Here is a 24,352-nt window from a genome sequence, read left to right on the forward strand (position 1 = left end):
AGTCTTCGGAACTCGTCTCGGCCTCCGTCACGGCGCCAGCAACCGTCGTAGCGTCGCGGCGAACAGCTCGACGTCGATTCCGGGGTCGAGCGAGCGCTGCGCCCCGAGCCCGATCGACAGGCTCAGCACGATCGTCGCGATCTGCTCCGCCGGCATGGCCGGCTCGACGCCGAGGTCGGCGACCCCTTTGCGTACGAGATGCTCGATCGCCTGTCGTACGGCCTTGTGTCGCGCGGCGATCTGCTCGGCCACGAACGGGTTGTGCCGCGCGATCGACGCGAACTCCACCTCGAGCGCCGTCCACTTGGGTTGACCGAGATGCTCACGCGCCCACCACGCAAGGGCGTCGAGGGTGTCGTCGAGAGTGTGCTTGCCCTCCATCGCCGCGGCCGCGGCGGCGAGCTGTTCGGTGTGGAGGTCGTCCAGTACGGCGAGCCCGAGCTCCTCCTTGCCGGAGAAGTTCGAGTAGACGGCGCCCTTCGAGAACCCCGCCTCGACCGCGACGCGGTCGAGCGACGTCGCCGCGAATCCGTCGCGCAGGAACAGGACCCGCGCGACGTCGATCAGCGCTTCCCGTGTCTGCGCCTGCCTCTCGGCGCGCGTACCCGCGACCATCCAACCTCCCTTGGCCAAGCCGTCCGCGCGGTCAGCCTAATACTGCTCGCGCTCAACCCCTTGGCGTCGATTCCAGATACCGTTAGTATCCGAACATGGTCCAGACTACCGACGTGCTGATCGTAGGGACCGGGTTCTCCGGTCTCGGCATGGGCATCCAGCTGCGCAAGGCCGGCCGCGAGGACTTCATCATCGTGGAGAAGGCCGCCGACGTCGGCGGCACGTGGCGCGACAACACCTACCCGGGCTGCGAGTGCGACATCCCGAGCCACATGTACTCGTTCTCGTATGAGCTCAACCCCGACTGGAGCCGCCACTTCTCCGGCAACCAGGAGATCTGGGACTACCTGCGCGACGTCTCGGCGCGTCACCACCTCGACGAGAAGATCCACTACGGCGTCAAGGTCACCGGTGCCGAGTGGGACGACGACCTCCACCGCTGGACGGTCCACACCGAAGGCGGCGAGACGTACGACGCCCGCGCCGTCGTCTCGGGTGTCGGTGCACTGCACATCCCGAACATCCCGAACCTCCCAGGTACCGAGACCTTCGAAGGCGAGCGGTTCCACTCATCGGAGTGGAACCACGACGTCGACCTGCAGGGCAAACGGGTCGCCGTGATCGGTACGGGCGCGAGCGCCGTGCAGTTCACGCCGATCATCGCCGACCAGGCCGATCAGCTGACGATCTTCCAACGCACGCCGCCGTGGGTGTTGCCCAAGAACGACAAGGCGATCCCGGAGTGGCAGCGGTCGTTCTTCCGCTCCGTGCCACCGGCGCAGCGCGCGTACCGCAACGCGCTGTACTGGGTGCTCGAATCGCGCGCCGTCGGCTTCAACGGCCAGCTCAACATTTTGAAGTTCGCCGAGAAGATCGTCGAACGCTACGTACGCAAGGCGGTCGATGATCCCGCGCTGCAGGACAAGCTCATCCCCGACTACCGGATGGGATGCAAGCGGATCCTGCAGTCCAACGCGTACTACAAGATGTTCAACCGCGACGACGTCACGCTGATCGACTCCGGGGTCGCCGAGATCACGCCTCACGGCGTGGTCGACAACGCCGGCATCGAGCACGGGGCCGACGTGATCATCTATGGCACGGGATTCCATGTCGTTGACGCTCTCGAGTACCTCGACATCACCGGCCGCGAGGGCAAGAACCTCGGCAAGGTCTTCGAGGAGGACGGCGTCGAGACGTACCTCGGCATCAACGCGACCGGATTCCCGAACCTGTTCTTCATGCTCGGGCCCAACACCGGGCTCGGCCACAACTCGGTGGTGTTCATGATCGAGCAGCAGGCGAAGTACATCACCCGCTTCCTCGACGAGCTCGACCGTCGCGGTGCGACCGCTGCGGACGTACGCCCGGCCGCCCAGCGCGAGTTCAACGACACCATCCAACGAAAGCTCACCAAGGGCATCTGGACCCAGGGCGGCTGCACGAGCTGGTACCTCGACTCGCAGGGTAAGAACCGCACCATCTGGCCGGGCTTCACCTTCCTGTACTGGTGGGACACCCGCAAGATCGAGGCGCCCGACTACGAGTGGGTGAGAGCCGCATGACAACCGCCGTGGCCCCGACACAGTTGCCACCCGGCCCACGGATCCCGGTCGGGCTGCAGACGGCGCTGTTCATGACGAGTGCCCTCTGGTACGTCCCCGCGATGCACCGTCGGTACGGCGATGTCTTCACGTTGCGCTGCGCTCCTCGCGACCAGCGGCTGGTGTTCATCAACCGGCGAGAGCACATCAAGGAAGTCTTCACCGGCGACCCCCAGGTGTTCCACGCGGGTGAGGGCAACGAGCTGCTGCGGACCGTCATGGGCCAGCACTCGGTGCTGCTCGTCGACGACGAGACCCACCTGCGTGCCCGCAAGCTGCTGATGCCGGCGTTCCACGGCGCCGCACTGCGTTCGTACGAAGGTCTGGTCGGCACCCTCGCGAAGAGTGACGTCGACTCGTGGCGGCCGGGCGAGCCGCTCGTTGCACTCGACCGGATGAACGCCCTCACCCTCGAGATCATCATGCAGGTCGTGTTCGGCGTCACCGACGAGGAGCGGCTGTCCCGCCTGCGACCGGTCGTGAACAACACCGTCAGCATCGGCGCGCTCACCCTGTTGTCGTGGGCGTACCCGAAGCTGCAGAAGTACGCGCCGTGGCGCGCGTACATGAACAACCAGCGGCGTTTCGACGAACTGCTGTACGCGGAGATTTCGGAGCGGCGCCGTGCGGCCGATCTCGAGCAACGCGACGACGTACTGTCGCGGCTTCTCCACGTCGGTGCGGGCGACGACCAGGAGCACGAACCTCTCAGCGATGCGGAGCTTCGCGACCAGCTGGTGACCCTGCTGCTCGCCGGGCACGAGACGACGGCATCGGCACTTTCGTGGACGCTTCACGAGCTGGCACAGAACCCGGACGTACAGCGCCGCGCCCGCCGCGCCGCAGACGAGGGCGACCGCAAGTACCTCGAGGCGGTGGTCAAGGAGGCGATGCGGGTTCACCCCGTGATCGACCAGGTACGCCGGGTGCTGAAGGAGGACGCCACAGTGGCCGGCTACCGCCTGCCCGCGGGCACGACGGTTGTCCCGTCCGTACGCTTCGCGCACGCGAGCGGGGTGAACTACCCGGACCCCGACGCATTCCGCCCGGAGCGATTCGTCGACGGCGAGGTCGCATCCAACACGTGGCTGCCGTTCGGCGGCGGCGTCCGTCGCTGCCTCGGTGCGGGCTTCTCGCTGATGGAGGGCACGATCATCCTGGGCGAGATCCTGCAGAGGTACACCGTGCGCCCCGATCCGCACAGCTTGGAACGCGAGACCATCCGCAACATCACCACAGTCCCGAAGCACAAGGCGCGCGTCGTACTCGCCGCACGCTGACGCGCAGTGCACCAGGAGGCCGCAATGACCGCCGTCCAGGCCAGTCGAGACGCACAGCTCCCACCCGGCCCGAAGCTGCCATGGTTCGTGCAGACGATCGCACTGATGCGCGCACGCACCAGATTCGTCCCGGCGATGCACCGACGTTACGGCGACCTGTTCACCCTGCGGGTGCCGCCGGGCGGCCGGGCGCTGGTCTTCCTCAACCGGCCCGAGCACATCAAGCAGGTCTTCGCCGGAGACCCGACGACCTTCCACGCCGGCGAAGGCAATGCGATCCTCGGCCCGGTCATGGGCGAGCACTCGGTGCTGCTGACCGACGAGGACGTGCACATGCGCGCCCGCAAGCTGCTGATGCCCGCGTTCAACGGCGCGGCGCTGCGCTCGTACGAGGCGCTCGTCGCGTCGCTCGCCAAGCGCGAGGTCGACACCTGGGAGTCGGGTCAGACACTGGTCACTCTCGACCGGATGAACGCACTCACCCTCGAGATCATCATGCAGGTCGTCTTCGGCGTCACCGACGAGCGCCGGCTCGCGGAGCTGCGCCCACTCGTCAACCGCACCGTCAACATCGGCCCGCTCATCCTGCTCGGCTGGGCGTACCCGCAGCTGCAGAAGCGGCGTCCGTGGTCGGCGTACCTCGCCAACCAGACGGCGTTGAACGAGGTGCTGTACGCAGAGATCGCCGAGCGGCGCCGCGCCACGGACCTCGCCGAGCGAAGCGACGTGCTGTCTCGGTTGCTGCTGGTCGGCGCCGACGGTGACGCCGACCACGAGCCATCGAGCGGCGAGGAGAGAGCGAGGAACGAGCGGGTCGACGAGCGCGACCAGAGGGCACTGAGCGACGCCGAACTGCGCGACCAGTTGGTCACGTTGCTGCTCGCCGGACACGAGACGACGGCATCGGCGCTTTCGTGGACGATCCATGAGCTCGCGATGAACCGCGACGTGCAGCGACGGGCGCGTACCGCCGCCGACAACGGCGACCTGAAGTATCTGGAGGCAGTGCTCAAGGAGGGCATGCGCGTGCACCCGATCATCGACCAGGTCGCACGGATGCTGACCGAGGACACCACCGTGGCCGGCAGCCGACTGCCGGCGGGCACGACCGTGACACCGTCGATCCGGCTCGCGCATCTGCGCGAACAGAACCACCCCGACCCGTACCGGTTCCGGCCCGAGCGGTTCCTCGACAATGAGATCGCACCGAACACGTGGCTGCCGTTCGGTGGCGGCGTGCGGCGCTGCATCGGGGCGGGATTCTCACTGATGGAAGGCACCGCCGTTCTGCGCGAAGTGCTGCAGCGCTATGAATTGACCATGACGGAACGCAAACCGGAACGTACGAGGATCCGCAACATCACCTGCGTGCCGAAGGGCAAGGCGCGGGTCGTCGTGACTGCCCGGTGAGCGGGCGCGACCGGCCGACGATGCGGGCAGCGCAGATCACCCGACTCGAAGGGCCGAGTGCCGTGGAGGTCGGCGAGGTCGCCGAGCCAACGCCTGGCGACGGCCAGGTGCTCATCGACGTACACGCTTCTGGTGTCTCCTTTCCGGAGCTGCTGCAGACGCGCGGGCTATACCAGCTCAAGCCGCCGCTGCCGTTCGTACCGGGCTCGGAGATCGCAGGCTCCGTTGTCGACTCGCCGTCCGACTCGGGTCTCGCGGCCGGGGATCGGGTCGCGGCGTTCCCGCTGCTCGGTGGGTTCGCCGAGCGAGTAGTCGCATCGGTCGACATGGTCTTCAAGCTGCCCGACGCACTCTCGTACGAGCAGGGCGCCGCGCTACCGCTCAACTACCTCACCGCACACTTCGCCCTGCTGCGCCGCGGACAGCTGACCCCGGGCGACAGCGTGCTCGTGCACGGTGCCGCCGGCGGCATCGGCACCGCTTCGATCCAGGTCGCCAAGGCGTTCGGCGCCGGACAGGTCATCGCGGTGACATCGACCGATGCGAAGTCGCGCGTCGCGCTCGACGCCGGCGCCGACGACGCCGTTTCCGCCGACGGCTTCAAGGACGCGGTCAAGGACCTGACGGACGGCAAAGGCGTCGACATCGTCGTCGACCCGGTCGGCGGCGACCGATTCACCGACTCACTGCGCTCGCTCGCACCGAACGGTCGGGTCCTGGTGATCGGCTTCACCGCCGGCGAGATCCCCACGGTCAAGGTGAACCGACTGCTGCTCAACAACACCGACGTACGCGGCGTCGGGTGGGGCGCCTTCGTGCTCCAACAACCCGGGTACGTGGCGGCGCAGTGGGCTGAGCTGGTGCCACACATCGAGTCCGGCGCACTCGTACCCCCGATCGGCGCGACGTACCCGCTCGACTCGGTCGCCGATGCACTGGCCGAGCTCGACGAGCGCCGCGCGACCGGGAAGGTCGTGCTCAGCGTGCGTTGAGCGGGCGTGTTCGCGCGCGCCGGATGCCGCAGCCAAGACGGGCATGACACGCAAAGCAGCTGACTGACTGTACAGTTAGCGAATGGACAGTGCGATCCGGAAGACCTTGCCCGGGGTGTCCTATCACTCCGATGAGACGTACGACATCGACAAGGAGCGGGTGTTCTACCGCAACTGGGTGTACGTCGGTCGCGCTGAACGGGTCGCTAAGCCCGGCGCCTGGCTGCGCGTGGAGATCGCCGAGGAGAGCATCCTGATCGTTCGAGGTAAGGACGACCAGGTCCGCGGCTTCTACAACGTCTGTCGGCACCGGGGCTCGCGGATCTGCGATGACGCAAGCGGCGAGGTCCGCACCCACCTGCGTTGCCCGTACCACGCGTGGGGCTATGCACTCGATGGGACGCTGGCGATAACCCCGATGATCGAGAAGGACGAGATCGACCGGGAGTCGACGTCACTGTGGCCGGTCCACGTCGAGGTCTGGGAAGGGTTCGTCTTCGTCAATCTCTCCCGCGAGGAGCCGCGGTCGCTACGCGAGCACCTCGCCGACCAGCAGGACGACCCGCTGGGGCTAGCGCGGTTCGGGCTTGCAGACCTGCGCATCGGCCACATCTCGGTCAACGACGTCCAGGCCAACTGGAAGATCGTCATCGAGAACTACAACGAGTGCCTACATTGTCCGACGATCCACCCTGAGCTCGTCGCCGCCGTGCCCGCGTACAGAAAGGGAAACATCTTCGAGAACGACCGCCACGACGGTGGCGTCTCCTTGGCCGATGGTCGTACCGCGATCGTCGACGACCCCCGGCTCCGGCTGCCGCTCCTGCCGGGGTTCAAGAAGGACGGTGACCCGGAGGCCTACTACGGAGCCGGCGTCTACCCGACGATGTTCCTCGATGTCGACGGGTCCAGCTGCCTGACCACCGCGGTCTTCCCGACCGGCCCGCGGAGCTGCCGGCTGGTGACGGAGTACCTGTTCAGCTCCGAGGCGCTGGCCGACCCCGACTTCGACCCCTCGCCGATAGTGGAGTTCAACGAACGGGTGACCCACCAGGACAACGAGGCGTGCGAGCGCGTCCAACGCGGCGTGACCTCACGGGCGTTCGATCACGGCGTCTTCCCGGCCAAGGACTCCTGGGTCCACGGTTTCGACCAGCGGTACCTGCGCGACCTCGAGGACGACCCTAGCGTCGAGCGCCAAGACGCCTGACTGGCCGGCCAGCACCGGGTTGAGCTCCAGCTCCGCGACCTCGGGATGTGCCGAAGCGAGCAGCGAAACCCTGGCGACGAGTTCGGCGAGCGCGTCCAAGTCGACCGCCGGTCGGCCCCGAGCGCCGAGGAGCAGCGGGGCACCCCGCAGGGACAGCAGGAGTCTGCGGGCGGCTGCAGGCGACGTGGGCGCAATCGCGCATGCGGTGTCGGCGAGCACCTCGGCGAAGATCCCACCCAACCCGACCAGTACGACCGGGCCGAACTTCGGGTCACGGACGCTGCCCACGATGAGCTCCACGCCGTCGGTGAGGTCAGCCATCTCCTCGACGGAGACGGTCGGCGGTGCTAGTCGCGCCATCAGGTCGTCGTACGCCGTCCGAGCGGCGTCGCGGTCGGCCACCCCGAGGACCACGCCGCCTCCCTCGGACTTGTGCGACCGGCCGGTTGCCTTCATGGCGATGGGGAAACGCAAGTCCGCTAGCGCGGCCTCGAAACCGGCCGCGTCGGTCACCGACACTGCGGCCGGGAAGGCGATCCCGGCTTCGACGAAGAGTGCTCGCGCCGCGTCGTACGACGTGTCGGTGACCGGCGCCGCATTGACCGGCAAGGGCTCGGCGAGCCCGGCCGACTCGTGCTCGACGAGCCCAGCCAGCACGGCACACGCGCGATCGACGTCTCGGTACACTGGGATGCCCGCGGCCCGCAGCGCCTCGGCGGACGGGCTGTCAGGGTAGATCGTGTGCACGACCAGCGGCTTGCTCTGTGCCGCAACCGTCGCCGCAACCTGCGCGACCGCTGCGAGCTCCGGTTCGGTCAGGTTGGACTGCTCGGTCGAGTAGCCGCCGAAGAACCCGGTGAGCAGTACGCCGTCGACCTGATCCGATGGCAGCAAGAGTGCCACCCCGCGGGCATAGCTCGCGGCGTCCTGCTCGCCGGCCCCGGCGAGGTCGACGGGGTTGGCGACCGCCGCCCGCGCCCACAGCGCCGCCCTGAGCTCGGTCACCAGCTCACCGGTCAGCTCGGGGGTGCGCATCCCGGCCGCGGCAAGCGCATCGGCGGCCACCGCGCCGTGCCCTCCCCCATCGGTCAGCACGGCGACCCGATCACCGGACATCCGGCGCGGCGAGCGCAGCGCTTCCAGCTGGTCGGCCAGCTGGGTCGGATGCTCCACGCGCCGGGCACCGACTGCCGCACAGGCTGCATCGAGCACCATCGCTGCACTGGTCAGTGAGCCCGTATGGGACACCGCACTGCGAATCGCCGCTTCGGTACGCCCGGGCGCGAGCAGCACCAGCGGCTTGCCGGCGTCCCGCAACGCACGGGCGGCATCGAGAAAGCCTCGACCGTCCACGACGTCCTCGGTGTAGACCGCGACTGCCCGGGTCCCGTTGTGATCGATACACGCGTACAGGAAGTCGACGAGCCCCAGATCTGCCTGGTTGCCGAGTGAGACGAACCGGGAGACTCCCAAGCCGCGTTCCGCCAGCAGCCCCGCGAGGTCGAGTACGAGGTTGCCGCTCTGGCTGAGGACGGCGACGTCCCCGGCGGGCAGCGTCGCGTGTGCCAGCTGGAGCCCGGTCGAGGTGTCGACGACGCCGAGGCAGTTCGGGCCGACCAGCACTGCGCCCGCGTCGCGCGCGACCGCAAGCGCTTCGGCCTCGATCCGAGCCCCCTCCGTACCCGCCTCCGAAAGTCCCGCGGTGATCCCCACGATCGCCCGAGCTCCGGCTGCGACGGCGTCGGTCACTGCGGCGACGAAGCCGCTTGCCGGCACGCAGAGCACCGCCAGGTCGATGCGTACATCGTGCGCCGCGGCAGCAGCCCGGGGCGAGACGTAGGTCGGCTGGTCGAGGACCTCACGCGCGTGCCGGTTGATGAGGAGGATCGTGCGGTCACCGGGTGAGGCCAGTGCGCGTTGGCTGAGGATGTGCCCCCACTTGGCGGAGTCGGGGCTGGCACCGACGATCGCGACCGTCCGGGGCGCGAAGAGGGCACCCAACGACACCTGTGCTGACGCACCCGGCGGCCCTTGACGCCTCACGCGCCCGACCGTACCATCAGCTGACTGACTAAGCAGTCAATTTGATCGGTCGATTCATGCGGGGGTCGGGTGGCGAACAGCGCAAAGGCTCCTACGAACCAGCGCCGGCAAGCGGCCGCGGATGCCCGCGGGCAGATCCTCGCCGCCGCGGCCGAGCGGATCGTCCGCGACGGCCTGGCGCAGGTTCGGATGGCCTCGATCGCACGCACGGCGGGTGTGTCGACCGGCCTGCTCCACTACCACTTCGACACCAAGGAGCAACTCTTCGGCGAGGTGCTCACCTACTCTCACGATGTCTCGGCCGAGCTCAACCGGCATGCGATGGCCAACGCGGGCGCGAACCCCGCAGAGCGGCTGTCCTCGTTCCTCGACCGGTGCCTGCCCAGCGACCGCCAGCGCGCGGACGAATGGTTGCTCTGGCAGGAACTGGCGCTGCTCTGCATCCGCGACCGCCACCTCGCCAAGGTGAGTGCGAACCTCTACGAGGACCTGTACGCGACCGTCGCCGACATCGTCCGCGAGGGTGTGGCGGCCGGAGTCTTCGACACCGCGCTCGACCCACGGTTCGTGGCCGAGACTGCGGTCGCCCTCACCGACGGGATCGGCGCGCGGGTCTTGGCGAGAGAACCGGACCTCGGAGTCGAGAAGGCCCGCGCCGCGATCGCCACCGCGGTCGGAGTTCTGGTCGGACACGACGGACCGCTTCCGGCCACGCCGTCCCTCGAAGGCGGAACCAAGGCATGAACCTCCGGCCCGATCTCGAGGTACCCCGGCCATCACGGCGGAGCCTCCTGACCGGTGCCTTGGCGTTGGGCGCGTCGTTTGCGCTGCCCGGCTGCGCCTACATCCGCGACGATGCCCCCACCGACGCTCCACTCCCACCCTCGGCCAAGGCCGAGATCGACGGCGACCTCGTCTATTTCAACTGGGCCGACTACCTCGCTCCGAGCGTCGTCAAGGGCTTCCAGAAGGAGTACGGCGTCGAGGTCATCGAATCCAACTACGACTCGATGGAGGGCATGTACGCCAAGCTCGCGGCCGGTAACCAGTACGACATCGTCTTCCCGATCGCCAAGTGGGTCGTCAAGCTCCGCCAGGAAGGCAAGCTCCGCTCCATCGACCCGGCCGAGCTGGAGAATGCCGACCAGGTCTTCTACTCCGGTTCCTACTTCAACGACCCCTGGTACGACCCGGGGTCGAAGGTCTCGGTCCCGTTCACCGTCTACAAGACCGGCATCGGCTGGCGCACCGACAAGGTGTCCTCGATGACCAACAGCTGGAAGGACCTGTGGAACGACGAGGCGCGCGGTCGCATCTTCACCCTCGATGACCAGGACGAAGCGCTCGGCATGGCCGCATTGCTCCTCGGCTACGACGTGAACACGGCCGCGACGTCAGAACTCGACGAGATCAAGGACCTGCTGCTCAGCCAGAAGGAGTACCTCCGCGCCTACTCCTCCGACGACATCAACAACATGACCAGCGGGGACGCTTGGATCCACCATATGTGGAGCGGCGACTTCCTCTACCTCCGCGAGGCGTTGGCCGACGACCCGACGAGCTTCGACTTCCAGGCGCCCGATGAGGGCGTCCCGATCAACTCCGACACCTACGCGATCCCCGAGAACGCTCGGCACCCCGGCACCGCGATGCTGTTCATCGACTACCTACTGCGGCCCGAGAACGCTATCGAGAACATGAACTACCTCTTCTACCCGTTCCCGGTGAAGGACGCGCTTCCGGCGTTCGCCGACCTCGCTAAGAGCGTGCCGGCCTGCAACGTAGAGGTCTCCGACCTGGAGAACGAGAACGTCTTCCGCCTCCTCGCCACCGACGAGGTCCAGCGCCGAGCGGCCGTGTGGACCGAGGTAAAGGCGGGCTGAGATGACAGCCGGCCAGGAAGTCGCGAAGCGCCCGCGGTCTGCTCAGCGCACGTCGCTGTGGGGTTGGCTGCTCGCTCTGCCGACCGCCTGGATGGTGGTGTTCTTCGTCTCCAGCATGGTGATCATCGTGCTCCTTTCCTTCGGGCGCACCACGAACGACGGCTATCCGGCATTCGCCACCAGTACCGCCAATTACCGGGCCATCTGGAACGAGGTCTACCTCGAGCTTCTCCTGCGTTCCCTTGCGTACGCCGTCGCGACGGTCATCATCTCGGCGCTGATCGCGTACCCGGTCGCGTACGCGATCGCCCTCCACGGAGGCCGCTACAAGAACGTCCTGATCGCGGCGATCGTGGTCCCGTTCTTCGCCAGCTATCTGGTCCGCATGTACGCGTGGAAGGCGCTACTCTCCGACGACGGCCTGGTCAACAGCGGCCTGCGTCGTTCCGGACTCAGCGACGGCATCACCTTCCTCAACACCTCTGGGGCGGTGATCGCCGGCCTGGTCTACGGCTTCGTCGTTTTCATGATCCTGCCGGTTTACGCCTCCCTCGAGCGGCTCGACAAGTCGCTCATCGAGGCCGGCAAGGACCTCTACCACAGCCCGGTCCGCACCTTCTTCAGCGTGACGCTGCCGGCGACGCGCGCCGGTCTGTACGGCGGGGTGCTGCTGGTCTTCCTGCCGGCACTCGGCGATTTCGTCAGCGCGCAACTGCTAGGCGGTGCCAACACCTACATGATGGGCAACCTCGTCCAGCAGCAGTTCACCGAAGGGCAGAACTGGCCGCTGGGCTCCGCACTCACAGTCGGCCTGATGGCCGCCCTGACCATCCTGATGGTGGCCTACCTACGCGGGACCTCGACCCGTGGTCGGGAGATCTGATGGCCCGCGCACGCAAACTGGAGCGGAAGCCGCCTTTCGCCGTCGGCATGACGGTGATCTTCTTCGCCTGGCTCTATCTGCCGATCCTGGCCGTTGCCCTGTTCAGCTTCAACGACAAGAAGTCGCTCTCCTCGTTCGGTGGCTTCAGCCTGCGCTGGTATGACGACCTGGTCCACAACGACGCCCTGCTCGACTCCCTGGTGGCAAGTCTGAAGATCGCCACCGTCGCCACGCTCGGCTCACTCCTGCTCGGGACCATGCTGGCGCTCGGCCTCGAGCGGGTGAGGTCGCGACGCGGCCGGGTCATCGGCACAATCACGCTGCTCCCGCTCGTTACCCCGGAGATCGTGACCGGCGTAGCGGCGTTGCTGCTGTTCACCGGTATCGGACTCAAGCTCTCGCTCACCACCGTGATCCTCGCCGAGATCACGTTCTCGATCGCCTACGTGACCGTGATCGTGCGCGGGCGCCTGGTCGGCATCGCCGGCGAGGTCGAGGAGGCCGCGCGTGACCTGGGCTGCACGCCGTTCCAGGCCGTGCGGCTGGTGACGCTGCCCAGCCTCATCCCGGCTCTGGTCGGCGCGGGGCTGCTCGTTTTCGCGCTGGTCTTCGACGACTTCGTACTCGCGTTCTTCACTACCGGGGTCGACCCGCAGCCGCTACCAGTGCGCGTCTACTCCTCGATCCGCTTCGGGGTATCCCCCGCCATCAATGCCATCGGCACGCTGATGCTCGTCGCCTCAGCCCTGCTGATCGCCGCCGGCCTGTGGATCCCGCGCCTGTTCAACCGCGACACGTCCAGCCTCGACCTGATCACGGGAGGTGACCGAAAGTGAACATCCCCTCCGTCTCGCTACATGGTCTGACCAAGGACTTCGCCGGGGCCACCGTTGTCGACCATCTTGACCTCGACATCGCGAGCGGGGAGTTCTTCTCCCTGCTCGGGCCGTCGGGCTGCGGCAAGACCACCACGCTGCGGATGATCGCCGGTTTCAGCGATCCGACATCCGGCACCATCCTCGTCGGAGGCGAAGACGTCACCGGTACGCCACCGCACCTGCGCGACGTCAACACCGTCTTCCAGAGCTACGCACTCTTCGAGCATCTCGACGTCCGCGGCAACGTCGGTTTCGGCCTGCGTCGCAAGGGCATCGACCGCCGCACCATCGATCAGCGCGTCTCCCGGATGCTCGAGCTGGTGGAGCTCGGCGACCGGGCCAAGGAGAAGCCGAGCCGGCTCTCCGGCGGCCAGCGCCAAAGGGTCGCGCTCGCCCGGGCGCTCATCAACGAGCCGAAGGTGCTGCTGCTCGATGAGCCGCTTGCCGCGCTCGACCTCAAGCTCCGCCATGCGATGCAGGCCGAGCTGAAAGCGATCCAGCGCGAGGTCGGCATCACCTTCCTCTTCGTCACCCACGACCAGGACGAAGCGCTCAGCATGAGTGACCGGGTGGCGATCATGAACAACGGCGCCATCGAACAATGCGGCGCACCCGAAGACGTCTACGAGCGACCGGCTTCGGTTTTCGCAGCCGATTTCATCGGCACCAGCAACCTGATGACCGGAACGTGGTCCGCCAGCTGCGTGTCCGTCGCCGCGAGCGTCTCGATTCCCGTGCCCGGCCACCACGGCCCAGCCGAGGGTGACACCGTCAGCCTAACCGTCCGCCCGGAGAAGATCTGGCTCAGCGAGCTCACCCCCGAGATGTTCCGGGTGCCCGGAACGATCGTCGCCACCAGCTACCACGGCGCCACTACGCAGTACACCGTCTCGATCGCTCCGGGCCTCGATCTCACCGTCCTGGAGCAGAACCTCCCCCAGATGCGGGCCGAGGACCGATGGCACCCCGGCGACCGCGTCGAGACCGGCTGGCTGCCCGAGCACACGGTGGTGCTCAGGTGACTCGTGCGGACGCCGTCGTCGTGGGTGCCGGCCTGGCCGGACTGGCTGCGGCGCGAGACCTGGAGGCCGGTGGTGCGCAGGTCACCGTCGTCGAAGCGCGGCCCCGCGTCGGTGGACGGGTGGAGCAGGTCCAGGGCCCCGACGGCCGACGGATCCAGCTCGGTGGCGAGGTCGTAGGCAGTGCCCACACCAGTTATCTCGGACTGGTCGGCGAGCTCGGCCTTACCCTCACGTCGTCGTACGTCACGGAGCCCGGCGAGATCACTCGACAGATTCCCGGTTCGGTGGACATCGGGGAATGGCCGTCCTGGTGTACCCCGGCCGACCGGGAAGCTTCAGTGAAAGTGCAGGAAGCCCTCGCCAAGGTGCTGGCCTCGATCGACCCCGACGACCCCTGGTCGTGCCCGGACCTCGAGCGACTGGACCGGCTCAGCGTGGGCGACTGGCTACGTGAGGTCGGGGCGACACCAGGCGTCCTCCGGCTCTGGGAACTCTCCCATCTGAGCCTGTCCGACGGCTCGATCGAGAGGCAGAGCCTGTTCGCCTACGCCCGCAAGACCGTGGTCGGCGGCACTACCGGCAGCTACGACGTCGAGCAGTGGGAGAACCTGCGGGTTGCCGAGGGCTCGGCCACCGTCGCGTTGAGAATGGCCGAAGGGCTGCGCGACGTACGTCTGGCAACGCCGGTGCGCCGGGTCCAGATCAAGCCGTCGGGCACCTTGGTCACGACTGAAGCGGGCGAGCAGCTGCACGCCGACGCCGTCGTCATCGCGGTGCCCTCGGGTCCGGCCCGCGACATCGACTTCGAGGGCGTCAGCCACGCCCGGCTGGCATCGCTGCGGCGGCAGCGACACGCGTGGGCGGCGAAGTTCGTGGCGGCGTACGACGAGCCGTTCTGGCGCACTCGGGGCCAGAACGCACTGTCCGAGTGCGAAGGCATCCTCGGCTCGACCTGGCCGCAGCAGCACGGCGTCATCTCGGCGCTGATCCCGCCCGAGCGGTACGCCGCTTTCGTGGCCGCCGAACCCGAGACCCGAACTCGCGAGGCACTGGCCCAGATCGCCGACCTGTACGGCTCGCAGGCAAGCACGCCATTGCAGACCTGGACCCGACTGTGGGGCACCGACCCGTGGGCCCAGGGATACGTCACCAACTGGTGCCCGGGTGATGTCATGGCCGTGGGTCCCCTGCATGGCACCCACGAGCCGCCGCTCTACGTCTGCGGCTCCGACCAATGGGTTGCCGGTTACATGGAGGGCGCAGTCAGAACAGGTCGCGGCGCGGCCGCTGCCGCACTCGCAGGGAAGTAGGGGAGCGCATGGAGTTCAGCCTGACCGACGAGCAGCGCAGCATCGTCGAGGTGACCCGCGCCTTTGTGGAACGCGAGCTCTATCCGTACGAGGAGGAGGTCGAGCACACCGGTGTGCTGCGCCCCGAGCTCGCCACCCAGATCCGCACCAAGGCGCTGGCCGCTGGCCTGTACGCCGCCAACATGCCCGAGGAGGTCGGCGGCGCCGGCCTCGACACGGTCACTTGGGTTCTCTACGAGAAGGAGCTCGGCCGGGCCAGCTACGCCCTGCAGTACACGGGCGTCGTACGGCCGTCGAACATCCTGCTGGCCGGCACCGAGGCGCAACGCGAGCGCTACCTCTACCCGTGCGTGCGCGGGGAGCGGGTCGACTGCCTCGCGATGACCGAGCCCGGCGCCGGCTCCGACATGCGCGCCATGCGCACCCGCGCCACCCGCGACGGCGGTGCTGGTGATCGGGGCTGGCGGATCAGCGGGACCAAACACTTCATCAGCCACGCCGACGAGGCCGACTTCGTGATCCTGGTGGCAGTCACGGGCGCGGACGACGCGGGTCGCCCGACGATGTCGACCTTCCTGGTCGATCTCGACACCCCCGGTCTGAGCGTCCGGCCCGGATACCGCAACGTCTCCCACCGCGGTTACACGAACTCGATCCTCGACTTCGACGATGTCCGGGTCGGCGAGGAGGCACTGTTGGGCGAGCAGGACAAGGGATTCGAGCTGGCCGGCACCTGGCTCGGTTCGACCCGGCTCCAGGTAGCCGCATCCTGCCTTGGCCGCGCCGAGCGCGCGCTGGAGCTCTCGCTCGAGCAAGCAGCGACCCGTGAGCAGTTCGGGCAACCGATCGGCCGGTTTCAAGGGGTCGGCTTCAAGCTCGCCGACATGGCGACCGAGATGCGCGCCGCCGAGCTGATGACCCTGCACGCGGCATGGAGGTACGACCAGGGCATCGCCACCGACGCCGACATCGCAATGGCCAAGCTGAAGGCGACCGAGATGCTCTCGATGGTCTCCGACGAGGCAATCCAGATCCACGGCGGCATGGGCCTCATGGACGAGCTACCCCTGGAGCGGATCTGGCGAGATGCGCGGATCGAGCGAATCTGGGACGGCACCTCGGAGATCCAACGCCACATCATCAGCCGGTCGCTGCTGCGGCCGCTGGGAGCCTGACAGGAGTGACCATGAACGACACGGTGCGAGCCCACGTCGAGGACGGCGTCCTCGAGGTCACCCTCGATCGGCCGAAGGCCAACGCCATCGACCTCGCGACCAGCCAGGAGCTCGGAGAGGTCTTCGCCTCGTTCCGCGACGACCCCGACCAACGAGTCGCGATCGTGCGCACCGAGGGCGACAAGTTCTTCTGCGCCGGTTGGGACCTCAAGGCCGCGGCCGACGGGGCGGCCGTCCAGGGGGCGTACGGCGTCGGCGGCTTCGGCGGGCTCCAGGAACTCCCCGATCTCAACAAGCCGGTCATCGCCGCCGTCCACGGCCTGGCGATGGGCGGCGGCTTCGAGCTGGCCCTCTCCTGCGACCTGATCTACGCCTCGGAGACCACCCAATTCGGGCTTCCGGAGATCAACGCAGGCACTCTCGCCGACGCCGCGACGATCAAACTACCGAAGCGGATGCCGTACCACATCGCGATGGAACTCCTCCTGACCGGACGCTGGATGCCCGCGTCGGAGGCCGCCCGTTGGGGCGTCGTCAACCAGGTGCTGCCCGACGAGCCCGCGGTTCGGAGCCGCGCCTGGGAAACCGCACGCCTGTTGGCCGCCGGCCCACTGCTCGTCTTCGCCGCGATCAAGGAGACCGCCCGGGTGGCGGAATCGCTGCGGTTCCAGGAGGCCATCGACCTGGTCACCTCGAGCACCCTGCCGACAGTGGCGACCCTCTACGACTCCGAGGACGGCGTCGAGGGCTTCAAGGCCTTCACCGAGAAGCGCAAACCTGTCTGGAAGGGCCGCTGACCACCCGAACGCGAGACAGAAACGCTGCTTCGAACTGCAACCCTATGATGCCTCGAGCACGATCGATGACGGGTATTGCGACCCGGTCGATCCAGAAGCACGCGTCAGCTCGACTACGCTGCTCGTGTCCCGCCAGGGGTACTGGCCGCGCTTGCGGGCCGATCTCGATGCGTTTCGGGGTCGCCGCTCGTTCCTGCGACACCGCTACATTTCCTTCGCGTACGACCTCTGGTCTCCGCACGAACGGGCACTGGCCGGTCGGCGCCTCACACCTTGCCTGCGGATGGAGCGCCCGCGGGGTCGAAGGTCACCGCCGCCGCGAACGAGGCGCGGCGGGACGCGCGCCGTAGAACTGCGAGCACGGTCGGCCCGAACACCAGGATCGCTACGGTGTTGGCGATTGCGCGGCCGGTGTCCCAGCCGAACGTCGACGTGAGCACGGTGTACGTGGCGAAGCGATGGAGGTTCTCGAGCACGGGGTCACCGGGGACGTACGAGACGCCGCCGTCGGCGCCGGGGACGTCGATGCCGACCGCGAACGGCCAGAACCACAGGTTCATCAAGAAGCCGAAGGCGTACGCGACGATGATGCCGTACGCGACCAGCATCGCGATCTCCCACTTGCCCGTGACACGTCGCGGCAACAGGCCGGCGCCCATGCCGATCCACGCGGAGCACATCATCTGGAACGGCAGCCACGGTCCCACGCCGCCGGTCAACAAGGCGGAGGCGAACATCGAGGCGCACCCGAGAACGAACCCGAAGCCGGCTCCGTAGACCCGTCCGGCCAACACCAGCAGGAAGAACACGGTCTCGATACCGGCGACGCCCGCACCGAGCGGGCGTAGCGCGGCGTCGACCGCGGCGAGTACACCGAGGATCGCGAGCGCCTTGGCGTCCATGCCGCCCTCGGACAGCTCGGCGAGCACGACGGCGATCACCACCGGCAGGATGAGGATGAAGATGAACGGCGCGTCCACCGTGTGCTGACCGTTGGACGAGTCGACGCGTACGAGCAGCGGCCAGACGAACATCGCCAGGCCGGCGAGTGAGGCGACCGCAAGCGTCAGCGCGGAACGCGGCCCGATGCGTACGACACGCGCGTCACTCATCGTCGCTCCCGAGTGCAGCCGCAACGTCATCCACCGTCAACCACTGCGATCCGAGCACCTTCGACACCTGCGGCGCGAAGGCGGGCGAGGCCGCGAGTACGTCAACGGCAGGGCCATCCGAGACCACCTCACCGTCGGCGAGTACGACGGCCCGATCGGCGACAGCGGCGACGAACTCGACGTCATGGGTCGCCACCACGATCGAGCCACCCTGGCGAGCGAGCGAGCGTACGACGGCGGCGAACTCGCGCTTAGCCGTGTAGTCGAGCCCGCGGGTCGGCTCGTCGAGCAGCATCACCTCGGGAGCGGCCGTCAGCTGGATGGCGAGGACGAGTGCCAGCCGCTGTCCCTCGGACAGGTCGCGCGGGTGCGTCGCGTCGTCGATGCCCGGCGACAACCGCTCGAGCAGTGCGCGGCACGTACCCACGTCGGCGTCCGACTCGTGGTCGCCGGTCGCACACTCCTCGCCGACGGACTCGAGGTACAGCAGGTCGCTTGCCGTCTGCGGTACGAGGCCGACGAGCCGGCGCGCGCCCGCGGCCGTCAGCGACGACGGATCACGCACACCGTCCGGCGTCTCGACGTCGACCGACCCCCCGGAGCGCTGTCCCGCGCCCTGCAACGCCCACAGCAGCGACGACTTTCCCGAACCGTTGCGCCCCATCAACGCCGTGACCTCACCGGCCCGCAGGTCGACGTCGGCGCCGCGTACGGCGAGTTTCGACCCGTATCGCACCACGACCGCCTTCGCGCGCAGGCGTACGTCGCCGGACGACTCCGCCGACCGGTGGCCGGGCTGCCCGGCCAGGTCGTCTCGCAACGTACGCGCCGCCCGCCGTGCATCGCGTACCGACAGCGGCAACGGATCCCACCCGGCGAGCCTCCCCAGCGCTACGACCGGAGGCGCAACCGGGATGTCGCGCAGCAGCGTTCGCGGCTCGTCACACGTCACGCTGCCGTCACCCGCGACGTACGCGAGCCGGTCGGCGAACGGCACGACGCGCTCCATCCGGTGCTCGGCGAGCACGACCGTTGTGCCGAGGTCGTGCACCAACCGGGCAAGCGTCGCGAGGACCTCCTCGGCGGCGGTCGGATCGAGCGCGGAGGTCGGCTCGTCGAGCACCAGCACCCGCGGATGCGCGGTCAACACCGACCCGATCGCGAGCCGCTGCTGCTGGCCACCCGACAACGTACGCAGCGCACGACGCCGCAGCTCCGCGATGCCCAGCAGGTCGAGGGTCTCCTCGACGCGTCGGCGCATCACCTGCGGGGCGATGCCGAGCTGCTCCATGCCGTACGCGAGCTCCTCCTCGACCGTGTCGGTGACGAAGCCGGCAAGCGGATCCTGCCCGACCACACCGACGAGATGCGCGAGCTCGCGCGGCGGATGCGACTGCGTGGACAGGTCACCGACGGTGACGGTGCCCTCGAGGTGCCCGCCCGTGAAGTGCGGTACGAGGCCGTTCAGCGTGCCGAGCAGTGTCGACTTGCCCGCGCCCGTATGCCCTACGACGAGCACCAGCTCGGACTCCTCGATGTGCAGGTCGACCTCCCGCAACGTCGGCGCAGCCGCTCCGTCGTACGTGAACGTCACGCGTTCGAGGTCGATCATGTCGGCACCGATTCCGCGACGAGTGGCGCCGGCGCCGCATCGCTCTCGGCGTACGGCAACGCCGGCGGCGGGGTCAGCCATGCCGGCAGCAACCCGATCAGGACGACACACAGAGGTGCCCAGTCGAGCGTCGGCCATCCATCGGGCTGCACGTTCATGCCCATCGGGTCCGCCGATGCGGTCAACCAGAACCCGACCGCGACCGCAATGCCCGAGGCCCCGGTGACGAGCTCGGCGGACCGCCACCGGTCCGGGCGATATCTGGTACGCCGTGCGCCACGCCCCGCCAACGTCATCCCGCCGATCGCCGATCCGCACCCGACGGCCAGCGCCACGAACGCGACACCACGCGACATGGTGAGGTCCTGCGACGCGTACGCGCCGACACAGATGCCCGCGAGCCCTCCGATCAGCAGCGTTCCGCTCACGACCCGCTGACGCGCGTCTGCAGTGCCCGCCCGCCCATAGCCGCGCGAGTCCATCGCCGCCGCGAGGCGCAACGACCGGTCGAGTGCGTCCTCGAGCACCGGCACGGCCACCGTGCGCACCAGGTCGAATCGTCGGGTCGCACGGCCGCGCAGCCGGCGCGCACGACGCACGCGTACGACACTCTCGGCGAGCTGCGGGAACACCGACAAGGCCACCACGACGGCGGTGCCCACCTCGTACAGTGCGGGCGGCATCGCCTTCAACAGGCGCTTCGGGTTCGCGAGCGCGTTCGCGGCGCCCAGACAGATGATCATCGCCGCAAGGCGCATACCGTCGTACAGTCCGCCGAGCACCGCCTCCAGCGATACATCACCGAGGAGCTGGACGCCCGCAGCCCAACCCGGCAAGGGGATCTCGGGCAGCTCGAGCAGTACGGTGTCGCCCTCGGCCCCGCCGAAGATGATCCGGAACACCACCCTCATCACGACGATGAGCAGGCCCAGGTAGAGGTACATCCGGAACGCAAGCGCCCAGGGCGCTTCCGATCGGCGGGCCACCACGACATACGACACGACGGCGATGATCGTCGCGAGCAGCCAGGGGTTCGTCGTACGACTCGCCGCCACCGCGAGGCCGATCGCCCAGAGCCACCAGGCACCGGGATGCAGGTCACGGGGTACGAAGTAGGCGGCGGGCACGGCAGGTCCTCAGCCGTTACGTCGCGTACGACGGCGCACCGCCGTCGCGGCGATCAGCACGCCGAGCACCCCGATGACCCCTGCCGCGGCCCAGGGCGCGCCCGACGACGACTCATCGGCGGCCGCGGAGACGTCGGCGGTGTTCTCGCCACCGGTCCACTCGACCCCGTCCTGGCTGCCTGCTGTGGGCGCGGGTCCCGTGTCGCGCTTCTTCGGCATCGGCAGTCCCTCGTCAGAACCGCCGTTGCCCTGGTCGCCGGCGTCGTGGCTCGGCCCCGGACCATTCCCCTTGTCGCGGCCGTCGGTCGTCGGCTCGTCGTCCGGCAGGTCGGCGCCGGAGTCGTCCGACTCCGGGCGTACTGGGGCGATGCGGGGTGCGCTCGGCGACGAGCGCGACTCGTTCATCGAGAACGACCAGCCCTCGAACCCGCCGTTGACCGCATCGCGATTCTTCAACCCCCATTGACTGTACGACCAGTCGCCACCGTTGTCGGCGCCCCAGTAGCTCCAGTACGCGGACGCGGGCGGCATGTCGACACATGCCTCCTGGTAGCCGTCGTTGCCGTCGACGGCGAGCCCTTCGTCTGCCGCCGGACGGCCCTCGATCCGGCACACCGCACCATCGCCGAATCGGGTGGTGCCGGAGATCTCGAACCCGGCAGCCTCGAGCGCCTCGAGACCATCGCGCTGTTGTGAACCGGGCGCGCAACGCACGATCACGTCGCCTCCCAGGGCGCCCATGTCGACGACCACCGTCACGCCGTTGTCGTCCGGACAGAATCCCGGCGCGCCCTGCGAGTCGTCGATCGCCGAGGCAGGAGCCACCGGCGCGAGAACGACCGCCACCGTTGCGGCCACGGCCAGCGCTGCACGTCTCATGGGCGACTCCCCCGCGGGCGTTGCACGATGCGTTGCAAGAGCCGTACAGCCGCCAACAGCAGCACGACCGCGAGCAGTCCGGCGAGCCCATAGACGGCCCAATCGGGCAACGCGGGATCGCTGTCGGGGGCGGCCGCCGGCGCTGCACGGCCGGTCTGGTCGACACCGACCGGCACTCGTACGGCCCCTGCGAGCGCAGACCCGTCCGCGCTCAGCAGCGACCGCCCGACCACCGCGGGCGCCACCGCAACACTCGCCTCGATGTCACTGGATGCCTTCGCCGTTGCCTCGGTCGCGACACCACCGTCGGGCCGCAGCAGCCGACCGACGCGATCGGCGAGGTACGTCGCGTCGAGGCCGAGGGCCTGTTTGCCCGCCGCGACCGCGGCGAGGGCGGTCCAGTCCTCGCTGCCGGTCGACGCGGGACGTACGTCCGACTCGGAGCCGTATCCGGACAGGTAGCTCGCCGCGCGTACCAGGGGATCCGATGCGCTCGGCGCATCCGCCGCCGACGGGAGCCCGGCGGGCGTGTACGCACTGTCGGTCGCGCCGCCGACGCGTACGGCATTGAGCGCCTGCACGGCCAGGCCGGTCGGGGCGACATCGCCGTTGGCACAGTCGGTCTGGGTCAGATCGGTCGCGAACGACCCGTCGTCACACTGGACGGCACGGATCGCGTCGAGCGCACCGTCGGCCTCCGCATCACGGCCCGCGGCCCGTAGCGCGAGCGCCGCCAGCGCCTGTCGCTCGGTCGACATGCTCACGTCCGCCTGGTCGCCCTCGTCGTCGAAGCCGCCGGACGGGTTCTGCAGCCCGGCGAGCTCGTCGGCGAGCGACGTCGTCGCCTCCGTCGCCTGCTTGGTCGGCAGCCACCCCGAGATCAGGGAGAGCTTGGCCAGCGGCTCCGCGTAGTCGGCGCCACCCTTCTCGTACGGCCGACCGTGCGCGTACGCGTCGACAGACTCCTTACGCAGCAGGAACTCCGTGGCTCTGCGCGCAGCATCGGACTGCTCGCCTAGTACGTGCAGCGCAAGCACGGCGTCGGCGGTCAGGTCGTAGTCGACATACAGCTGCCCACGTTGGCGCACCTCGACGTGCGTACCGTCGACGAGCCGACCGGCGATGAACGATGCAAGCCGCTCGTTCGGTCGGGCGGGAGACGGCGCCGTCTTGTCCGCCTTCGACTTCTCGTCGTCGGACCCCTCGCCCGACTCAGGCGGCGGGTCGTCCGAGGGATCGTCGGTCGACTCATCCGGCGTGTCGTTTGTCGGGTCGTCGGTCTGCTCGTCGTCGTCCGGCGGAGGCGTGCCGTGGTCATCGTCCTCGGGCGGCGCTTCCGCCTTCGGCACCGTCGGGTTGCCCGTCGGCGCAGTCGTACCGAGCCGGCCGAAGGGCACGGGCGCGATCGCGAACACGGCCTGCACCGAGGCGCGCCGCCACTGGTCGCGGCCGCCGTCGTCGATGCCCGACTGTCGCGCCCTGGTCAGGCCGGCCGGGTTGTACGCGAACGCGCCGATGTCGCCGGCGACCTGGGTGCCGGCTCCTCGCGGCGGGGTCACCTGCAGCGCCGCAACCCACGCACGCGCCTTCCGGTACGCCCCCGACGCTCCCGTCGCCCGCAGGGCCTGCGCCGCCAGGCCGGTCGTGTTGGAGTTGGGCGGTTCGCTGGACCCGATGCCGCCGAAGGACCCGTCCGGTCGCTGTACGCGGCGAAGCCACGCGCTCGCGCGGGAGATCGGCCCGTCGAGTCCATCGCTTCCGGCGGCGCGGGCCGCGAGCAGTGCCTGCGTCCCGATCGCGGTGCCGTCGATATCGGGCCTGCCATGTGCCGCATTGCACGACTTGCCGTCGTTGTAGAACATCCGGAAGTAGCCGGCACCACACTGCTGGCTGCGCAGGAACCGCAGCGCGGCTTCGTGACCGCCACCGGACCGGGCCAGCCCGATCACGGCGAGCGCCTGGCTGAACAGGTTCGTGCTGTCGCGGCCGGTGCCGCGGTCGCGGAGCCGGCCCGGCTGCTTGGACCCGCGAGGGCCGAGCAGCCCGAGCACCTCGCGACGCATGTCGTACGCGTGGCCCGTGCCTGCATAACGGCCGTGGCCGAAGGCGTGCGGATCGCGTCCGGTGACGACGGCGACGTTCAGCATGGCCGCGGCAGACCCGGCGATGCGAGCGTCCTTGTCGGCGTACAGGTCTGGCCCGAGGAACTCGCCGGCGTGCGACTCGATCGCCGTGGTCATCCGAGCCGCCGCCGACTCGCCGACCCCGCTCGCGTACAGCGCGAACAGCGCGTTCGCGGTCAGACCCCAGTCGGTCGGTGTGGCCGGACCGGGCAACGAGCCGTCCGCCCCCTCGCGGGCGATCCACGCTCCCGCCATCTCGGTACGCGTGAGCTCCGGTGCCGACCCGGCCTGCTCCGACGACGCGACAGCGGGCGCGAGCAGTACGCCAAGCAGCGCGGCCGACGCCGCGACGGTCAGCGACCTTCGCATCCCAGACACCTCGATCCTTCCATCGAAC

Annotated in this window: 20 protein-coding genes; 13 read left to right on the forward strand and 7 right to left on the reverse strand. The window is 68.7% G+C overall.

Annotated elements, in window-relative coordinates; genetic code table 11:
• Window positions 1-27: 27 nt before the first annotated feature.
• Window positions 28-615, reverse strand: coding sequence for a TetR/AcrR family transcriptional regulator (locus L0C25_RS08115; RefSeq protein ID WP_271635967.1), 588 nt, complete (start codon window positions 613-615; stop codon window positions 28-30).
• A gap of 95 nt (window positions 616-710) precedes the next feature.
• On the opposite strand from L0C25_RS08115, the gene L0C25_RS08120 reads away from it, so the two are divergent.
• The 5 genes from L0C25_RS08120 to L0C25_RS08140 all read left to right on the forward strand — a co-directional run bounded on the left by L0C25_RS08120 (window position 711) and on the right by L0C25_RS08140 (window position 7,111).
• Entirely contained in the window at window positions 711-2,180 is a 1,470-nt protein-coding gene (locus tag L0C25_RS08120) for a flavin-containing monooxygenase (protein ID WP_271635968.1), read from the forward strand.
• Window positions 2,177-3,499: a cytochrome P450 gene (locus L0C25_RS08125; protein ID WP_271635969.1), complete on the forward strand. Its 1,323-nt coding sequence runs from the start codon at window positions 2,177-2,179 to the stop codon at window positions 3,497-3,499. Before L0C25_RS08120 ends, L0C25_RS08125 begins: the two co-directional genes overlap by 4 nt.
• 24 nt (window positions 3,500-3,523) lie before the next feature.
• A complete protein-coding gene (locus L0C25_RS08130) occupies window positions 3,524-4,909 on the forward strand; it encodes a cytochrome P450 (protein ID WP_271635970.1) in 1,386 nt (461 codons plus the stop codon).
• Window positions 4,906-5,901, forward strand: a complete 996-nt coding sequence (locus L0C25_RS08135; RefSeq protein ID WP_271635971.1) for an NADPH:quinone oxidoreductase family protein — start codon at window positions 4,906-4,908, stop codon at window positions 5,899-5,901. The genes L0C25_RS08130 and L0C25_RS08135 overlap by 4 nt, the downstream gene beginning before the upstream one ends.
• 82 nt (window positions 5,902-5,983) lie before the next feature.
• On the forward strand, window positions 5,984-7,111 hold the full coding sequence (locus L0C25_RS08140) for an aromatic ring-hydroxylating oxygenase subunit alpha (RefSeq protein WP_271635972.1): 1,128 nt from the start codon (window positions 5,984-5,986) through the stop codon (window positions 7,109-7,111).
• On the opposite strand, the gene L0C25_RS08145 is transcribed toward L0C25_RS08140, so the two are convergent.
• Entirely contained in the window at window positions 6,995-9,154 is a 2,160-nt protein-coding gene (locus L0C25_RS08145) for an acetate--CoA ligase family protein (RefSeq protein ID WP_271635973.1), read from the reverse strand. The two genes, L0C25_RS08140 and L0C25_RS08145, sit on opposite strands and share 117 nt — an antisense overlap.
• A 69-nt stretch (window positions 9,155-9,223) precedes the next feature.
• Here L0C25_RS08145 and L0C25_RS08150 point away from each other — a divergent pair, with 69 nt between their 5' ends.
• Genes L0C25_RS08150 through L0C25_RS08185 form a run of 8 tightly spaced genes read left to right on the forward strand, consistent with a single transcriptional unit; the run spans window position 9,224 to window position 17,102 of the window.
• On the forward strand, window positions 9,224-9,898 hold the full coding sequence (locus L0C25_RS08150) for a TetR/AcrR family transcriptional regulator (protein WP_271635974.1): 675 nt from the start codon (window positions 9,224-9,226) through the stop codon (window positions 9,896-9,898).
• Window positions 9,895-11,037 (forward strand): extracellular solute-binding protein, encoded by a 1,143-nt coding sequence (locus L0C25_RS08155; RefSeq protein ID WP_271635975.1) that lies wholly within the window; start codon window positions 9,895-9,897, stop codon window positions 11,035-11,037. The genes L0C25_RS08150 and L0C25_RS08155 overlap by 4 nt, the downstream gene beginning before the upstream one ends.
• 1 nt (window position 11,038) lies before the next feature.
• Window positions 11,039-11,920 carry an ABC transporter permease gene (locus L0C25_RS08160; protein WP_271635976.1) on the forward strand — a complete coding sequence of 294 codons (882 nt, stop codon included), beginning with the start codon at window positions 11,039-11,041 and terminating at the stop codon, window positions 11,918-11,920.
• Window positions 11,920-12,756: an ABC transporter permease gene (locus L0C25_RS08165; protein WP_271635977.1), complete on the forward strand. Its 837-nt coding sequence runs from the start codon at window positions 11,920-11,922 to the stop codon at window positions 12,754-12,756. The genes L0C25_RS08160 and L0C25_RS08165 overlap by 1 nt, the downstream gene beginning before the upstream one ends.
• Complete coding sequence (locus L0C25_RS08170) at window positions 12,753-13,820, forward strand: ABC transporter ATP-binding protein (RefSeq protein WP_271635978.1); 1,068 nt, start codon at window positions 12,753-12,755, stop codon at window positions 13,818-13,820. The genes L0C25_RS08165 and L0C25_RS08170 overlap by 4 nt, the downstream gene beginning before the upstream one ends.
• The gene (locus L0C25_RS08175; protein ID WP_271635979.1) at window positions 13,817-15,130 is read left to right on the forward strand and encodes a flavin monoamine oxidase family protein; all 1,314 of its coding nucleotides are present in this window, start codon (window positions 13,817-13,819) and stop codon (window positions 15,128-15,130) included. Before L0C25_RS08170 ends, L0C25_RS08175 begins: the two co-directional genes overlap by 4 nt.
• An 8-nt stretch (window positions 15,131-15,138) precedes the next feature.
• Window positions 15,139-16,305, forward strand: a complete 1,167-nt coding sequence (locus tag L0C25_RS08180; protein WP_271635980.1) for an acyl-CoA dehydrogenase family protein — start codon at window positions 15,139-15,141, stop codon at window positions 16,303-16,305.
• A gap of 11 nt (window positions 16,306-16,316) precedes the next feature.
• Entirely contained in the window at window positions 16,317-17,102 is a 786-nt protein-coding gene (locus tag L0C25_RS08185; protein ID WP_271635981.1) for an enoyl-CoA hydratase-related protein, read from the forward strand.
• A gap of 266 nt (window positions 17,103-17,368) precedes the next feature.
• Here the strand turns inward: L0C25_RS08185 and L0C25_RS08190 are convergent, their stop codons facing one another.
• Genes L0C25_RS08190 through L0C25_RS08210 form a run of 5 tightly spaced genes read right to left on the reverse strand, consistent with a single transcriptional unit; the run spans window position 17,369 to window position 24,324 of the window.
• Window positions 17,369-18,214 (reverse strand): ECF transporter S component family protein, encoded by an 846-nt coding sequence (locus L0C25_RS08190; protein WP_271635982.1) that lies wholly within the window; start codon window positions 18,212-18,214, stop codon window positions 17,369-17,371.
• On the reverse strand, window positions 18,207-19,826 hold the full coding sequence (locus L0C25_RS08195; RefSeq protein WP_271636806.1) for an ABC transporter ATP-binding protein: 1,620 nt from the start codon (window positions 19,824-19,826) through the stop codon (window positions 18,207-18,209). Before L0C25_RS08195 ends, L0C25_RS08190 begins: the two co-directional genes overlap by 8 nt.
• Window positions 19,823-20,953, reverse strand: a complete 1,131-nt coding sequence (locus tag L0C25_RS08200; protein ID WP_271635983.1) for an energy-coupling factor transporter transmembrane component T — start codon at window positions 20,951-20,953, stop codon at window positions 19,823-19,825. The genes L0C25_RS08195 and L0C25_RS08200 overlap by 4 nt, the downstream gene beginning before the upstream one ends.
• Window positions 20,954-20,962: 9 nt before the next feature.
• Entirely contained in the window at window positions 20,963-21,832 is an 870-nt protein-coding gene (locus L0C25_RS08205) for a hypothetical protein (protein ID WP_271635984.1), read from the reverse strand.
• A complete protein-coding gene (locus L0C25_RS08210) occupies window positions 21,829-24,324 on the reverse strand; it encodes a prenyltransferase/squalene oxidase repeat-containing protein (protein WP_271635985.1) in 2,496 nt (831 codons plus the stop codon). The genes L0C25_RS08205 and L0C25_RS08210 overlap by 4 nt, the downstream gene beginning before the upstream one ends.
• Window positions 24,325-24,352 lie beyond the last annotated feature (28 nt).

The organism is Solicola gregarius (assembly GCF_025790165.1).
GTDB lineage: Bacteria > Actinomycetota > Actinomycetes > Propionibacteriales > Nocardioidaceae > Solicola > Solicola gregarius.

What these genes read in the sequence shown, in the direction of transcription:
- L0C25_RS08115 (WP_271635967.1), bottom strand. Translation starts at nt 615, where the DNA reads ATGGTCGCGGGTACGCGCGCCGAGAGGCAGGCGCAGACACGGGAAGCG.
- L0C25_RS08120 (WP_271635968.1), top strand. Translation starts at nt 711, where the DNA reads ATGGTCCAGACTACCGACGTGCTGATCGTAGGGACCGGGTTCTCCGGT.
- L0C25_RS08125 (WP_271635969.1), top strand. Translation starts at nt 2,177, where the DNA reads ATGACAACCGCCGTGGCCCCGACACAGTTGCCACCCGGCCCACGGATC.
- L0C25_RS08130 (WP_271635970.1), top strand. Translation starts at nt 3,524, where the DNA reads ATGACCGCCGTCCAGGCCAGTCGAGACGCACAGCTCCCACCCGGCCCG.
- L0C25_RS08140 (WP_271635972.1), top strand. Translation starts at nt 5,984, where the DNA reads ATGGACAGTGCGATCCGGAAGACCTTGCCCGGGGTGTCCTATCACTCC.
- L0C25_RS08155 (WP_271635975.1), top strand. Translation starts at nt 9,895, where the DNA reads ATGAACCTCCGGCCCGATCTCGAGGTACCCCGGCCATCACGGCGGAGC.
- L0C25_RS08160 (WP_271635976.1), top strand. Translation starts at nt 11,039, where the DNA reads ATGACAGCCGGCCAGGAAGTCGCGAAGCGCCCGCGGTCTGCTCAGCGC.
- L0C25_RS08165 (WP_271635977.1), top strand. Translation starts at nt 11,920, where the DNA reads ATGGCCCGCGCACGCAAACTGGAGCGGAAGCCGCCTTTCGCCGTCGGC.
- L0C25_RS08180 (WP_271635980.1), top strand. Translation starts at nt 15,139, where the DNA reads ATGGAGTTCAGCCTGACCGACGAGCAGCGCAGCATCGTCGAGGTGACC.
- L0C25_RS08185 (WP_271635981.1), top strand. Translation starts at nt 16,317, where the DNA reads ATGAACGACACGGTGCGAGCCCACGTCGAGGACGGCGTCCTCGAGGTC.
- L0C25_RS08190 (WP_271635982.1), bottom strand. Translation starts at nt 18,214, where the DNA reads ATGAGTGACGCGCGTGTCGTACGCATCGGGCCGCGTTCCGCGCTGACG.
- L0C25_RS08195 (WP_271636806.1), bottom strand. Translation starts at nt 19,826, where the DNA reads ATGATCGACCTCGAACGCGTGACGTTCACGTACGACGGAGCGGCTGCG.
- L0C25_RS08205 (WP_271635984.1), bottom strand. Translation starts at nt 21,832, where the DNA reads ATGAGACGTGCAGCGCTGGCCGTGGCCGCAACGGTGGCGGTCGTTCTC.
- L0C25_RS08210 (WP_271635985.1), bottom strand. Translation starts at nt 24,324, where the DNA reads ATGCGAAGGTCGCTGACCGTCGCGGCGTCGGCCGCGCTGCTTGGCGTA.